Raw genomic sequence first — 14,731 nt, 5'->3', positions numbered from 1 at the left:
TTCGTTCTCCTCCAAAAAAAGGGTTCAGAAGCTTCAAGATATGTCATTGGAAACTGACCACTTTTTCTTTGTTAATGTGAATAGAAAGGGAATTGGGTTGAATATAATAAGATAGTAAATTTGATCATGCTTACTAAGGGTGGGAGTGGAAAATTATGAAGATATTTGAGATATATAAAAGGTATTTAAAAGGGGAGAAATTTAAGAGTATGCGTGACATTAATCTTGGATATTTACCTATAAAACGACCAGCTGATTTAGTGGGGCGTTCACCAATTATGCAAGAACTTGCAAAAAAACATTCAAAACATTTAAATAATAAATAAACCCCCCGCTCAATTGTGCAAACGGGGGATAATAATATTAGTTGATTTTTTTGTATTGCGTCATTCTTATTACTAATGGATCCGTTTTACTAACATGAATAGGTCTAACTATACTACCAGTTATTTTTACTTGATTAGTTTGATTAGCATTCCGATTAGTACTTGTTTCACCCAATTTTCTTTTTGCCCGATCTCTAATATCTTGTGTTCTAATTGGAGTTTTAGCGCTTTCCATATAGATCACTCCTTTATTCAATGATATATGAATAACCTTTCATTCGTCAAGACTAGACTCATGTTCCGTTTCCAACGTTACTATCATTGCTTGTCAAAGCTACCATATACTCGATATTTTCAATATTCTTACTGATCGTATTATGTAATAGTTCGAAAAGGTATCTATCTAAAATGTCAAAAGGATACGTATAACTGCTAATAACAGTAACATATTCATCTACGCCGTAACAAAAATAGAAAACAAGATAATTCTTTTTAAATAAGTTATCTTGATCATTTTTGTTGAAAATTGCAGATTCCCCTGTTTCTTTAGTTTCTTCGACTAATTCATTTAACTCCTCAGGTACAGATCCATTGTATACACTATATGAAAACGTAGCATGTAGTGGGTGGTTTTTGTATCCCGCTTGAATCTCTGCTAAAAAATAGTCTAATACCTCTTTAAAATCAATCATTGAATCATTTAAATAGTCTAGTGTTCTTCCAGCTGCATGATCACTAGCTAAATAGGCCATTAGTTTAGCTTTAGTTCCGCTGATTTCAACTGTTTCAATTGCTGCTTGCTCAATATCATCTACCTCAAATTCCATATTGAAAAACTTAAATCGTTTTAGACGCTTAAAGGCAACAGGAATGATCAAAAATAAAAGCATCCAAATTAAAAGTAAAAAGAGGCCTCGAAAGATAATTTTATTAAAGTTTGATTCTACAATAGGTTTAACTAAAATATTTAACCACGTTTCCTTCTCTTGAGTATTGCTGCTTAAAGAATTTTCAACTGCTATAACGTCCGAATTTGTTTCATCGCTTTTTAAAGACGGTGCGTTAGAAGGCGTATGTACAGAGGATACGCTCTTTTCTGACTGTAAAAAGAGTTTCTCTGGATTCTCATTGATAGTCTTAATGCCAATTAGAAGGGAGGCCACCGTCATCCATATTAAAATCAGAACAATTCCCGTAGTGTATAAATAAGGGATTAAAAAATGAATCCATTGAAAAAATGATCTTCTTTCCGCATTTTTATTATTCATGTAAGGCATAATTCTTCCTTTCCTCTTTTCTGTGAAAAAGGGGCGGGACTTCGCAAAACCAGCTCCGCACCGCCACCTTTATAAGGTGATATAATTGGAGAACCTAAACTTTTTTCAACGTTGGGTTGCGTGTAGGTGATCATGGATATTTTTTATTATATCGAAATGCTTTCTATCTAATAATATTGTAAACTATTCAATATTAAAAGTTTATTATTTTGGGTTATTTGTACGGAAGAGTTAGGGTTGAGACCAAATGATGTTTTATTGGTAAATGTTTATAAATCTTCAATCAGGCATATCAATGGCTAAAGGGAAATCCTTCTTCAGTTCGCTGGCCAGCATAACTGAATTAAAACACGATATCATTAAGCGAAAGAACGAAAGGTAGATTGACGATAGCTAGAGCAACTGGAAGTGGAGGGGACAAACCTAAGCAAATGGTTAAATTATTCTGCCTATATGTTACAATTTATTAGAAGTTATTTAGCATTGGGAAAAAGGGAGAGAAAGCAATGTTACAATCATTGATTTTTGATATGGATGGAACTCTATTTCAAACAGATAAAATTTTAGAATTATCACTTGATGATACTTTTAACCATTTACGGTCACTACATATATGGAATACAGTAACCCCTATTGATAAATACCGTGAAATTATGGGTGTACCTTTACCACAAGTATGGGAAACTTTGTTACCTAACCATTCCAATGAAGTAAGAGAACAAACGGATGCTTATTTTCTGGAAAGTTTAGTTGAAAACATAAGAAGTGGGAAAGGTGCCTTATATCCTCATGTAAAGGAAGTTTTCAGTTATTTAAAAGAGAATAATTGTGCCATTTACATAGCTAGTAATGGTTTAACGGAATATTTAAAAGCAATTGTGAGTTATTATAATTTGGATAATTGGGTTACTGAAACATTTAGTATTCAACAAATTCAAACGCTCGATAAAGGAGATTTAGTTAAAACAATTATAAAAAAATATGATATAAAAAAAGCAGCTGTAGTCGGAGACCGTCTATCTGATATTAATGCGGCCAAAGATAATGGTTTAATTGCAATTGGATGTAATTTTGATTTTGCACAGGAAGATGAACTCGCTCAGGCTGATTTAGTAATAGCTGATCTAATCGAGCTAAAAACAATATTACCTAAAATGAAACAACAGAATTGTATTCTCAAAGAGTAACGGAAGAAGCATTAGAACTTATATATGAAAACTTTCAAAAATTTAGTGATTACACAGGAGCGGGTTTAAACTGCATGTTTTCTTCTACCATGTAAGAACGATATTTTCTTACATAATCTGTGATGAAGCAGGGCTACATGAATGGCTAACAAGGTACTTTAATTCAACATTGGACCACCAAATTGGTGGTCCAATGTTCGGAAATAATTATAATCATACATCCCCCCTTTCTTTAACGAACTGATTCAACCCCCTTTGATTTTCCACAATCAAGCCATATTATTGAATAAGTAGATATTTTTGAAATGACTTTAAAATTGATCTGGTTTTTAATATTTGATAAATAACAACGAAAGGTGAGCAAGCCCGTCTACAACTTTTAAAAGAATTAGCTTCTGAACGAGAAATAGCTTGTGCAGTAATGACTAATAAGTTAGATATTCAAGCGAATGCAACGTTAACACACCATTTAAAATTATTAAGCGATTGTGGTCAGTAATATGCTGGAATTCTATTAAAACGTAGTGTAGACCAAGAAAACAGCGAGTTAGTATGCTTTAGATTCGCTCTCAGACGAAATTAAATTTAATTTTGCATACTACTCTTCATTAATTTTGTTCTAGACGTGAATATTGTGAAAAGTATCTTCCTATTTTGTATAATCTCGTGCATTATGACCTATGTACCAGACTTATATCCATAGACTTCAAAGTCAATGCAAATTCCCCACATTGTAAGGTTTGCGGGGAATTTATTAATCAGTCACTTAAACACATTCACTTTATTTAAATGAATATACGTATTATCCTGATTCACACGTTCCAAGTATATATTTGTGGTAGAAATATCAGAATGACCGGCCCAATCCTTAACCACAGCAAGCGGAACATCATTTTCAAGTAACATCGTGACAAAGGTATGTCGAAACCAGTGAGGTGAGACTTTAGAATTTTTTCCTGCCAAATGAACGGCTTCCTTGACAATCTTATAAAGGCTTGGATAGGTTAACCGTTTTTTATGTTTACATGGTTCTTTCTTATTATATAAAGCGAAAAATAGCGGGCTGACATCCTCTGGATTTATCTCAACAGATTCTCCAAGACTTTTGCGATAATCGAATAGCAGTTCTATAGTCTCTTCTTTGACGGGAATGGATCGCGGTTTTTTCCCTTTACCAATCACATCCGCATATAAATGACCTTGACGATTGTAACGAAAACTGCCCCAATTCAAACTTACTAGCTCACTGGCACGAAGACCCGTGGTATAGAGAAGATAGCCAATCAATAAATTACGTTTTTCCAACTGTTCACGATTCGTATTTGCTTTTACAATTTTAGGGAAGCAGGAAATCAGATATTCCGCATCTTTCTGATTCAATTCTCTGACTTGGACCCGAGTTTGCTCTGCTGCTGAACGAGTTTCTTCTATTATATAGTGTCCTTTTTTAGATGTTGGCTTGGAGATCCAAGTGGAAAGAAGTGCTTTGTAAAATTGCGTTTCGTATCCAAAGTCTAATAGTCTTCGAAAAAACTCTAGTTTTCTTATAGCAGATTTAGAGGCATACTTTTCTTTAATATATTTATTGTAAGCTTTTACTTCTGGAAAACCTATATTTCGAAAAGTCAGGGAATGCTCCATTAAAAATTGTAGTAACGTTTTAGCATCCGAACGGTAAGCTCTTATCGTGTGTGGGGATAGCGACTTATCTGGAGTAAATATTTTTTCTGAAAAAAATAATTCCAAAAAATCTTGCTCAGAACTATCCGAAAGAGAAAGGTTTCGATGTTCATCAAGTAAGTGTCGATGTTCTAATTTATTTTGCAACTGCGTTAAATAGTGCTCACTCGTCAAATGATCAAGAAGGGTTAAATCATTCATTAGTTAGTCTCCTATATGTATTAGATTTATCATAATTTTATTATGTATAGTAAAGATAAGACATACTTATCTTTACTTCTATTTTAACATAGAATATTCGTTCTATATAGGGATTCTTTCACAAAAATATCTATTTTTATAATGTCTGAGATTCACTCTCAGACGAAATTAGTTTTCTTTTTTAATACCATTGGTCATTCATTTCATTACAGCGGCTCTTAGTATTTTTATAAATTCTTCCAAAAAGTTTCCGCTTGATAGCGAGGAAGAGTGAATGAACTTCTTTTTTTGAAAGGTTTATGTTAGCCTTGATTAATTAATAGTTAATGGTTATGAAGTATATTCATGTGGACATACGAAGATAGCTTTCAAATAGGAGTGAGTAACAAAGAAATACAGATGTCTGATCAGGGACTATTGAAGAATTTTCAAATGGCAAATAAAAAAACAAAAACTGTCATTTATGTATGCACAACATTTATTATCATAACGGATTCAACAGAAAATGTAATCCAATTAACCCAAAAGTATATTGATATAATCTATTGTCAGTAATAATCCGTAATTTTTGGTATTTTATCTATATTTAAATATATTGATATAATAATTTAATCATTTATATATATTTTCCGTAACCTTTTCTAGAACTGTTTTGACCAGATGAAAATAGTTTCAATGCGAATTTACTACGAAAAAATTCTTCTGAAAATCTAGTATACCGTTGAAAATAAACAATTCTATATTCTGATGCTTACCATTTATTTGTACTGTATATGCCCCAAAGGTTGCTGGAATCTTTTTACTAGTCAAGTACTACTAAACACAATTGAGACTAATATAATAACGGAATATTTCTCAATGCTTCATTGTCCAATTACTGTTACTAGCATTTAATTGATGTATGTTTTGGCAGTATGTTTCTAATGCTTTATGAATATTTTAAAAGTGAGTTATTGTATAATCGCTAATTTTTATACCAACTTGTGAAGAAATACTTATTGCACGAACTTAAGTGCAGATCCAGAAAGTTTTATCGATTTTAAGGAGAACTTCTCAGTAGTTAAAGATATGATTGTAGTAAGAGTGATAATAAGCTTTCTAAAAATAACGAAAGGGAAGAATAAAAAAGAAAAGAGGATATGCGATGAAAAAGCTAATAATACTAACTTTTATTATTGTGGTAATGACTGCTTGTGGAAATGAAGACGAAACAAAGTTGCAAACACAAAATCAAGAACAACTAGTAGACGATGTTGAAGCAGATCATGGTCAGACGGAAGAACAAGGGACAAAAAATGAAGAACACGTTGAAACAAATAAAGATGTAACAAGTGAAAGCGATTCAGAACCAATAAGTTTCCAAAGCATTATTCCGAGTGAATGGGACATTACGTTACCTGCAGATTTTTCTGTCACACAAGGAAAATATTTAACTGCTATTGCATCTTTACAACGAAATGTAGTAACTTTTGAATTTTATGAAACAGATAAAGAACTAGCTTTAAACGATCCGAATATAAAAAAAACTGGGCAATTAATTGGACATTTAGTAATTACTAAATATGCAACGGCAGAAGCTGCCAGTGAAGAAATAGATAAAAGCATTTTCACTGATGGTGAAACTGTTAATTTAGGCCATGGCATAACTGGGTATCAAGATGCAGGAGCGGGCTCATTATTTACAAGTTGGAATGAAGGACGCTGGGCCATCATCGCACGTTCAACAACAGAAAAATCAGAAGCAAGCTTAGCGACAGCGAAAGAAACTGTAGAATTTTTGGAAACGCATAGGATGCCAATTCCAAAGCAATATGGGCATTTGCACATTGATGCAGAACATCAAGGTAGCTTTGCAAAATGGCAAAAACAAAACTTAGTTTATACGCTAACAGACTTTGGTGACAAAACACTCAATTGGCTTGTAACTTTTAAATAAAAGAGAGATTTTTCTCATACCTTTTTTGACTTAGAATGACGTGCTATGTGGTTTTTTTGAAAAATCGGGTCCTAATTGCTATATGAAATCGTTAAAAATTAAATTGATCGTATTTATAAAAATGGAAGAATATTTATTTTTCGAACATATGAAACAGAAGCAAAATGAATATGAAAACGGCAATGTGAAAATATCACAACTTTCTCGTTGCTGTGCCCACTTTACATTTCTGTAAGGTGGGGCTTTTTATATTTATTCTACAAAGATAAGAGGGATTTTGATAAATTATCGTTTTTTCTTTTTAGTATCTTTTGATATTGGTTGATTTTTCTTAACTTGTTCAAAAATTACATGTACATGAACTATGTTTTCTTCAATTTTCTTAACACTTAAAACTTTTCCTTTGCGACCTTTAATTTTTATATCCTCATCCACAGAAGGAATATGTTTTAGCAGCTGACTTAATACTATAGAATTATTTTCAAAAAAATGAATGGTAACCATCTTTTGTACTCTCCTTATTATTAGAATTTATTCACAATAGAGAGGCCAAGATACTTTTTTGTAAAAGTATTCATCACCCTTTTATAAAATATTGGGTAAACCTTAAATTTAGACCGAAGTTATAAATTTAAGGTTTTATTATTAAATTTCCTTAATATATTGAAAAAGTCAATCTAAAAACGAAGATATAAAGGATCGATCCAATCGCACTCTTAAAGAGATATTTAAGTAGGAGAATATAAGTTTGCGTAAATCGGCTACGATAGGTTTATTATTAGGTAGTTTAGTTGGATTCATAGCGCTGAGCGGCTGTAGTAAAGAGGTGAGGAATGAGCAACAGTTAGAGCAGCAAACCAAAAAATAAAAATGAACCTTTGAGTTTCGTTGGTGGCCTAAAAAAGACACAATACTATTAGATAATCTAGCTCAAACGGGTGAAGTGTCCTTTCAGCAAAGAACAGATGGAACAAGCTTGTCCTAATCATGTTAATTTAATCCAATTTAAAATTTAAGCCGATGATTCCTTAGTGTAGGAAAATCGGCTTTATTCATGTTATAATTTGCTTAGCGTACGTTTTTTGCGTTTTATTGGCCCTTTATTTTCCTCTGGTTTAAGGAATTCCTCCTGCAGGCATCATTTGCAATCGTACGAAGACCGTCCCTCTTTTCAAGGTGATCATGTAAAAAGGAAGAATTTAAGGCCCGGTTAGAGAAAAATTAATGCAACGCTAGTGAATTAATATATATTTTTAATTGCTGTTCAAATTATGTTGCGATTTAGTAAATTATGTTGTGTTTTCTCCACATTATCTGAACACTTAGAAGTTAGCCATTATCGCACTCTTTTTTATACTATATTTGAAACTTTCAAAAAGAAGCATGATTTAAGAATATGGATGCGATATTATATATGTTAATCAGCAGCAATTCCGGTTTTATGAAGGTTATAAAGTGATATTAAAATGAATAAAAGATTTAGCAGTTTCTGTTTAAATCTCTAAAAAAACTATTTAGTACATGAAAATATTCTATAGCCCAAAACGTCCTCATACTTTACTATTATATCAAAATGTTCATACATTACCGCGTAAAGTTCAGGTTCAATATACTCTGAGTACTGGAATTCTGGATTTGTATTGTATTGGAGCATAGATTGTTTTTGCATACGAATGTTTATATTTTTAAAATCAGTCTGTTCAAGTAAAGTGATCCAATCCTTTTCCATAAGGACGGAATCTAATCCATAAAATTGTTTAACTTCTTCCTCAATAGTTGGGGAAAGCCGTTTATTAGTGGTAAGTTCATTTGCAATAAAACGACCACCGCTTTTTAATAATCGAAATATTTCTTTAAGAGCTGTTGGCTTATTTACAAAAGAGAGAACAGATTCGGAAATAATAAAATCAAACTTCCCATCCTTTACTGGAAATTTCTCTATTGAGCCTTGAATAATTTCCACCGGTAATTGGTATTTCCTCATTCTGTTTTTTGCTTTTTCCACCATTATAGGGTTAATATCCATCCCCGTTACTTTTGCTCCGTATTGTTCAGCTAGATAGGCAGCTGTTTGGCCAGTACCACACCCTACATCTAAAATACGAGAAGTTTTATTAATTTCTTCAGTCTTAAGTATTTCCTTGGTTAGACCAATGCCACCAGGGTGTGCCCCTCCAACACCAAATTTGGACAAAAAATCTAAATATATTGACCTACCAATTAGAATCACCTTCTTCAATTCTTATTTTTATAAAATATGAAAATACAAATAAGATGTTCATCCGAGAATGGCATAAAGATATTTAAACCCCTCAAAGGTATACAATAAGGAGTGAAAGTATGTCAGGTAAGCTTGTGGTTGTGGTGGATTTTAGTGAAAATAGGACCTCGTTTTTGAAATGATTATTTTATTTCATATTTCTTATATGCACATATTAAAGAACGTAAAAAACACGGTCTTAAAGGCGCACGTAGAACTCCTTAGTTATCAAAACGTTTCTTAATCTAATTAACAATTTCCCAAAACTGAGATGCTGATTTTGAAATTCGTTCGTCTTTTATTTTTACGATGACGGACTCTACACTAGAATCAAATTTTTTCAGTTCAAAAAGCGTAGTACGTTCTAATAAAGGCGATGTATAATCCATTCTTGGAATAACGGATAAGCCTAATTCTCTACTGACAAGTGCTACAATCATCGTTATATCTTTACACTCGATAATTGTTCACTATTGTTCGTACGTAAAAGCAATGCAACATCAATTTAAGAAAATTTGTGCTTCAATTAATTATCGCATCTTTATTTGGATTCTTTATGAATGCTACACTATTCATTGTGCAACTTCTCCCAACACCTGAAACAATCATTGTTCGGTGTGTATATGTAATTATTAGTTTATTCGTTGTATCAGTTGGTTTACTCGATTATTTTACAGCAAAACTTCCATTAATGCCTTACGATGCATTAACGTATGTAGTTAGCGAACGATTTAAGCTAAAATTTAGTAAAGCGAAAATTACAAGTGATTTAATTAATGTTTGTGTGTCTGGGGTAGTTTGTTTAATTTTCATTGAATCATTTGGCTCAATCGGAATTGGAACACTAGTTTCCGCATATTTCATCGGAAATATCTTAGGATGGATGATGAAGCATTACCAACGACCTCTTCAACAGTGGGTATACCAAAATGAAAAATTAAAGCTCTTTAAAAGAGCCTTGCTACATAAAGGTGAGAGCACTGAAGAAGTCTAAATGTTACTTTCGAAACACAAAATATAGATAAGCTAACAACGACGATACGCTACATCTAGTAGTATATCGTCGTTGTTGTATTTGATATTGAAATTTTTCAGCGGCTTCTATGTAAACGTTAAATATGAAATAAGATAAAACAACGTTTATAAAAGAACGTAAAAAAATACAGACTTATAGGTGTACGCCGTGCTCCTTAGTTCTTAACACGTTAATATCTACCTTTCAAGGCTCTCAACCATTTTGGCTGGGAGTTTGTTTATTGCCTGAAAAATACTATGACCACATCTGACTACATAGTACAACTCAATGTACCTTTGAGATTTTGTGTAGCTTGCTCATTTATCGTATCTGTTACAAATATAAATTAAAGGACGCAACCTACTAAGTTACTTTCAACGAGAAATAGGCGCATAATTCAGTAACAACAACCTAAAAAAATCATAATTTGTTGAAGAGAGCACACGTAGTATCTGATGGTCTCAAATATAAAAAACACAATTTATCTTTGTTTAGCTTTCTATTCAGGTACTTAGCCTGATTATTAAATATAAAGGAGAGAATAAAATGTATAATTTTCAAAATGATCTACAAATGTTGGATATGGGTAATTATCAAGTTGGTGAGGTAATGCCTGTAGATTATCGCCAAGATCCGTTCCAGTTTAACGATATCCGTCGTTGTGGTTGTGGCGGTTGTGGTCGCTGCGGTGGTTGTGGCGGTTTTCGTTGTGGCGGTTGTGGCGGTTTTCGTTGTGGCGGTTGTTTTGGTTTCAGCTGTTTTGGCTTCTTTATTTAGCAGTTTGGAGATTGGTGGTAGTTCTTCAAAAAAATTCAGGTTATTTTATGAAAGGGAAAGTGCCCCTGCATGCCGCAGGGACACTTCTTTTTTTAGTTAATCATAATGGACAAATTACAGAACATAAAATGGTAGTGCATAAACAGAAGAGATTAGCAATAAGGAGGAGCTGAATGAAGAAACTGAACTCATACTCACGTCCCAAGGTAAAAAGGGATACATTTTATCTACCTGATCCACAAGGTGGTGTGTATTTTCGGAATAACGAAAGCTCATTCCGTATGGAAGGCGGTACAATCTATCAGTGGATTGAAAAGCTGGTACCGATGTTCAACGGGGAGCATACATTGGGAGAATTAACAGAGGGATTAACAGCCCCGTATCAGAGCAGGGTATATGAGATTGTAGAAACATTGTACAAGAATGGCTTTGTTCGTGATACAAGTCAAGATCGTCCACATCGATTAAAAGCAAAAGTTCTCGAAAAGTATGCTTCACAAATTGAATTTATTGAGAATTTTGTAGATTCAGGTGGATATCGTTTTCAAGAATACCGTCAAGCTAAAGTACTTGCTGTCGGATCTGGTCCCTTTCTGGTTTCATTGGTCTCTGCATTAATTGAATCGGGACTTCCCAAATTCCATTTCATGGTGACGGATTCAGAATCAACAAATTTGGTGAGGATTAATGAGTTGGTACATAATGCCAACAAGGCTGACTCTGAGATAGAGGTAGAACAGGTACCATTTGAACAAAGAGAAGGCAGAGGCTTTTTGCAGGAAGCTGTGCAGCCATATGATTGGATTTTATATGTTTCTCAGGATGGAAATGTAAAAGAACTTATGAATCTAAATATGGTTTGCAAAGAACAGAGTAAGGGATTTCTACCCGCTATCTGTTTAGACCAAGTGGGGCTTGCGGGTCCTTTGGTGCATCCGGAATCGGATGGATGCTGGGAGTCCGCATGGCGCCGCATCCATCAATCTGCATTGCAAGAAGATCGAAAGAATCAAGCCTACTCTTCAACATCGGGAGCAATTTTGGCAAATATTATTGTATTCGAATTTTTCAAGAATACTACAGGAATAACAGGGCAGAGTAATCAAATTTACCTGCTTGATCTTGAAACGCAAAAAGGAGATTGGATTTCATTCATCACACATCCAATGTATAAGAATGAACGTATTTCGCCTAGATTGGTTGAAGATCTTGATCTATTGCTCAAGAAAGAACGGGATAAAAAGGAAACGTCTGGAAATCTCTTGGGATACTTCAGTCAATTAACTTCAGAAGAAATAGGGATTTTCCATACTTGGGAGGAACGAAACTTGAAACAACTTCCTCTTTCGCAATGCTATGTTCAAGCAGTTAATCCAGTGTCAGACGGACCGGCAGACCTTCTGACAGAGGTTGTCTGTTCGGGTTTTACACATGAGGAGGTAAAAAGGGAAGCCGGACTGACCGGTATTGAAATGTATGTTTCACAAATGATCAAGGGATTGGGCGATCAGGAAGATAAAGATGATGGGAACATAGTAAAAGGATTTATCGGTATCGGTGCAGGAGAAACAATTGCGGAGGCAGTTTGTCGTGGCCTACAAGCCTATTTAGAGGAGAAATTGAAAAACAGAACGGTTGATAAGCAGCATACGATTTTTCATGTACAACTCGAAAAGATAGAAGATCCTCGCTGTAGGTTTTATTTAAATGCCCTGACTACCTTAAATGGTGCACCAACAATCGGTTTGGATAATGAAAGGCTAGGGCTAGGTTTCCCAGTGATATGGGTAAGGTCTAAGAGCCGATGGTACACTAGCGCTGGTTTAAATACAACGTTGGCCTTACGGAGTGCATTGCAACAAGCACTTATGGATACTCAAAACGAGGTGAATTCAACAAATCGGGAAGTGGAGTCGGCTGTTTTTCTGACAGAAAAGGAAGTTAAACTCGAAATCCCTTCTTGTGAAGAAATATCACAATTGGAACTATTACAATCCACTGTTCAAATTCTGAACAGAAACAACAAAAGGCTCTTTGTCTATGATCTTGCATTTGAACCTTTTTTAAAAGAGAAACTGGCAGGAGTGTTTGGTGTGCAAGTACGAGAGGAGGAATTCTGATGACCGCCCATATTCTAATTGACGGACATGGTTTATTGGCGGATTATGTCTCTGATCAATTGTCCGGCAACTATCTCGTAACACGTCAAAGCATTTTAGAAGAGGTTCCAAAAGAAACAGAATTAGTTTTGGTGCTGCACGATGCCTGGCATCCTTCGGTTCATCAACAAGCGGAAGAAAAATTAAGGAGCACAGGTATCCCGTGGCTTCGAGGTTTTGTTTCATTTGGCGAAGGAATCATTGGCCCATTCGTACATCCCGATAAGATGGGATGCTCTCGCTGTGCTGACATACGGCGCATTTTAGCTAGTCCTGATCGCCAAGAAATGTGGCAGTTTCAGATGAGTTTAGGATCAGGAGAAGGTATAGAGCGAGATGCATGGTCATCACATATGGGAATGTCGCAAATGGCAACTTTGATATGTAAAGAAGTACAGCAGTTTCTTCAAGGAGAACCCAGCACCTTTGAAGAAAGAGTGTTCATTACTAACCTGAAAACGTTTAAGAACTCAAGTCACCTTTTTTTGCCTGATCCATTGTGCCCGGTGTGCAGTTCAATACCTGATGATTCACCGGAACTAGCTCAAATTAGCTTAGCATCTAGCCCTAAATTGAATGGTGATGATTATCGCTGCCGTTCAATGGATGATTTAAAAACAGTGCTTGTCAAAGATTATCTTGATTATCGTACTGGAATCCTAAATGGAAAAATGCAAGATTTCACGCTGCCCTTTGCTGATGTTTTAATGAATATGCCATTGTTTGAAGCGGATGAGGGAGTAGCAGGAAGGTCTAATTCTTATGAAATGAGTGAGTTAACGGCTATTTTGGAAGGTTTGGAACGATATTGTGGAATTGAGCCTCGAGGCAAAAGAAAGGTAGTCCGGGATAGTTATCATAATTTAGAAAATCAAGCACTAAATCCTGCAACAGTCGGATTACATGAAAAGGATCAATATGAAAAGCCTCATTTTCCGTTTAAACCGTTTCATCCTGATGATCCAATGAATTGGGTCTGGGGCTATTCGTTCTTACAAGAACGCCCTATTTTAGTTCCAGAGTTACTTGCCTATTACAGTTTAGGCTATGGAGAGGGCTTTGTTTATGAAACCTCCAATGGCTGTGCATTAGGGGGGAGTTTAGAGGAAGCCATTTTCCATGCCATTATGGAGGTTGTTGAGCGAGATTCATTCTTATTAACCTGGTATGCCAGACTCCCACTTCCACGTCTTGATCTTAGTTCTGCTAACGATAAAGAATTACAGCTAATGGCCGACCGTATCCGTGAAGTGGCGGGATATGACCTTCATTTTTATAATTCTACGATGGAACATGAAATTCCAAGCGTTTGGGCAGTGGCAAAAAATAAAAAATCTAAAGGTGTAAACCTCATTTGTGCAGCTGGTGCTAACCCAGATCCAGTGCGGGCTGTAAAAAGTGCAATTTATGAGTTGGCAGGAATGATGTTTAGGGATGATGAAAAATTGGAGAAAAACCGGCAGAAATATGAAAGAATGCTAAAAAATCCGTTCGCAGTACAGACCATGGAGGACCATGGCATGTTATTTGGTCTTAAAAAGGCAGAAGAACGACTGAATTTTTTATTGGATGATCATCGTCCATTACGTACGTTTGCTGAGGAATTCAAGCAGCCGCCAGTAAATCCTGATTTAAAGGATGATCTTTTAGATATTCTTAATAGGTTCCACCGCTTAAACCTCGAAGTCATTGTGGTTGACCAAACAACACCTATAATCAAACGCAATGGCTTATTCTGTGTAAAGGTCTTGATTCCCGGCATGTTACCAATGACATTTGGACACCACCTTACCCGTGTGAAAGGGCTGAAGAGAGTACTCAATGTACCGATGCAACTAGGATTTAGGAAGATGCCATTATCGTTTGAACAGTTAAATCCATATCCCCATCCGTTCCCATAATTGAAGCGTAGG

At 34.9% G+C, this 14,731-nt stretch carries 11 protein-coding genes and 2 pseudogenes; 7 read left to right on the top strand and 6 right to left on the bottom strand.

The genetic code is table 11. From position 1 onward, the window contains the following. The first annotated feature begins 155 nt into the window (after positions 1 to 155). Complete coding sequence (locus JNUCC23_RS11460; RefSeq protein ID WP_454215933.1) at positions 156 to 326, top strand: hypothetical protein; 171 nt, start codon at positions 156 to 158, stop codon at positions 324 to 326. A gap of 37 nt (positions 327 to 363) precedes the next feature. Here JNUCC23_RS11460 and JNUCC23_RS11455 read toward each other — a convergent pair whose 3' ends face one another. Further along, positions 364 to 561: a hypothetical protein gene (locus JNUCC23_RS11455; protein ID WP_403071429.1), complete on the bottom strand. Its 198-nt coding sequence runs from the start codon at positions 559 to 561 to the stop codon at positions 364 to 366. A gap of 58 nt (positions 562 to 619) precedes the next feature. After that, the gene (locus JNUCC23_RS11450; RefSeq protein WP_454215931.1) at positions 620 to 1,594 is read right to left on the bottom strand and encodes a hypothetical protein; all 975 of its coding nucleotides are present in this window, start codon (positions 1,592 to 1,594) and stop codon (positions 620 to 622) included. 515 nt (positions 1,595 to 2,109) lie between these two features. Here JNUCC23_RS11450 and JNUCC23_RS11445 point away from each other — a divergent pair. Continuing rightward, the gene (locus JNUCC23_RS11445) at positions 2,110 to 2,790 is read left to right on the top strand and encodes an HAD hydrolase-like protein (protein WP_454215929.1); all 681 of its coding nucleotides are present in this window, start codon (positions 2,110 to 2,112) and stop codon (positions 2,788 to 2,790) included. Between the two features lie 762 nt (positions 2,791 to 3,552). Here the strand turns inward: JNUCC23_RS11445 and JNUCC23_RS11440 are convergent. Next, a complete protein-coding gene (locus tag JNUCC23_RS11440) occupies positions 3,553 to 4,671 on the bottom strand; it encodes a tyrosine-type recombinase/integrase (protein WP_403071437.1) in 1,119 nt (372 codons plus the stop codon). Between the two features lie 1,144 nt (positions 4,672 to 5,815). Here JNUCC23_RS11440 and JNUCC23_RS11435 point away from each other — a divergent pair. Beyond that, entirely contained in the window at positions 5,816 to 6,607 is a 792-nt protein-coding gene (locus JNUCC23_RS11435) for a hypothetical protein (protein ID WP_454215927.1), read from the top strand. Between the two features lie 285 nt (positions 6,608 to 6,892). On the opposite strand, the gene JNUCC23_RS11430 is transcribed toward JNUCC23_RS11435, so the two are convergent. The 3 genes and pseudogenes from JNUCC23_RS11430 to JNUCC23_RS11420 form a co-directional block, all read right to left on the bottom strand. Then, positions 6,893 to 7,111 (bottom strand): hypothetical protein, encoded by a 219-nt coding sequence (locus JNUCC23_RS11430; RefSeq protein WP_403071446.1) that lies wholly within the window; start codon positions 7,109 to 7,111, stop codon positions 6,893 to 6,895. Positions 7,112 to 8,117: 1,006 nt separating this feature from the next. Continuing rightward, a complete protein-coding gene (locus tag JNUCC23_RS11425) occupies positions 8,118 to 8,837 on the bottom strand; it encodes a class I SAM-dependent methyltransferase (RefSeq protein WP_454215925.1) in 720 nt (239 codons plus the stop codon). A gap of 275 nt (positions 8,838 to 9,112) precedes the next feature. After that, positions 9,113 to 9,331 (bottom strand): annotated as a pseudogene (locus JNUCC23_RS11420) (LysR family transcriptional regulator); the annotation flags it as partial. Between the two features lie 35 nt (positions 9,332 to 9,366). Here JNUCC23_RS11420 and JNUCC23_RS11415 point away from each other — a divergent pair. The 4 genes and pseudogenes from JNUCC23_RS11415 to JNUCC23_RS11400 form a co-directional block, all read left to right on the top strand. Further along, positions 9,367 to 9,861: pseudogene (locus tag JNUCC23_RS11415) on the top strand (DUF6198 family protein); the annotation flags it as partial. Between the two features lie 567 nt (positions 9,862 to 10,428). Next, the gene (locus JNUCC23_RS11410) at positions 10,429 to 10,659 is read left to right on the top strand and encodes a heterocycloanthracin/sonorensin family bacteriocin (RefSeq protein ID WP_403071449.1); all 231 of its coding nucleotides are present in this window, start codon (positions 10,429 to 10,431) and stop codon (positions 10,657 to 10,659) included. A gap of 173 nt (positions 10,660 to 10,832) precedes the next feature. Continuing rightward, a complete protein-coding gene (locus JNUCC23_RS11405; RefSeq protein WP_454215923.1) occupies positions 10,833 to 12,779 on the top strand; it encodes a putative thiazole-containing bacteriocin maturation protein in 1,947 nt (648 codons plus the stop codon). Continuing rightward, positions 12,779 to 14,719 (top strand): TOMM precursor leader peptide-binding protein, encoded by a 1,941-nt coding sequence (locus JNUCC23_RS11400; protein ID WP_454215921.1) that lies wholly within the window; start codon positions 12,779 to 12,781, stop codon positions 14,717 to 14,719. Before JNUCC23_RS11405 ends, JNUCC23_RS11400 begins: the two co-directional genes overlap by 1 nt. Positions 14,720 to 14,731: the final 12 nt, after the last annotated feature.

The organism is Peribacillus sp. JNUCC 23, assembly GCF_053653995.1.
The sequence above is the reverse complement of the archived record's forward strand: the minus strand, read 5'-3'. Positions and strand labels throughout refer to the sequence as shown.

Bases quoted from the DNA above. Each gene is read 5' to 3' on its own strand.
- JNUCC23_RS11460 (WP_454215933.1), top strand. From the start codon at position 156: ATGAAGATATTTGAGATATATAAAAGGTATTTAAAAGGGGAGAAATTT.
- JNUCC23_RS11455 (WP_403071429.1), bottom strand. From the start codon at position 561: ATGGAAAGCGCTAAAACTCCAATTAGAACACAAGATATTAGAGATCGG.
- JNUCC23_RS11450 (WP_454215931.1), bottom strand. From the start codon at position 1,594: ATGAATAATAAAAATGCGGAAAGAAGATCATTTTTTCAATGGATTCAT.
- JNUCC23_RS11445 (WP_454215929.1), top strand. From the start codon at position 2,110: ATGTTACAATCATTGATTTTTGATATGGATGGAACTCTATTTCAAACA.
- JNUCC23_RS11440 (WP_403071437.1), bottom strand. From the start codon at position 4,671: ATGAATGATTTAACCCTTCTTGATCATTTGACGAGTGAGCACTATTTA.
- JNUCC23_RS11435 (WP_454215927.1), top strand. From the start codon at position 5,816: ATGAAAAAGCTAATAATACTAACTTTTATTATTGTGGTAATGACTGCT.
- JNUCC23_RS11430 (WP_403071446.1), bottom strand. From the start codon at position 7,111: ATGGTTACCATTCATTTTTTTGAAAATAATTCTATAGTATTAAGTCAG.
- JNUCC23_RS11410 (WP_403071449.1), top strand. From the start codon at position 10,429: ATGTATAATTTTCAAAATGATCTACAAATGTTGGATATGGGTAATTAT.
- JNUCC23_RS11405 (WP_454215923.1), top strand. From the start codon at position 10,833: ATGAAGAAACTGAACTCATACTCACGTCCCAAGGTAAAAAGGGATACA.
- JNUCC23_RS11400 (WP_454215921.1), top strand. From the start codon at position 12,779: ATGACCGCCCATATTCTAATTGACGGACATGGTTTATTGGCGGATTAT.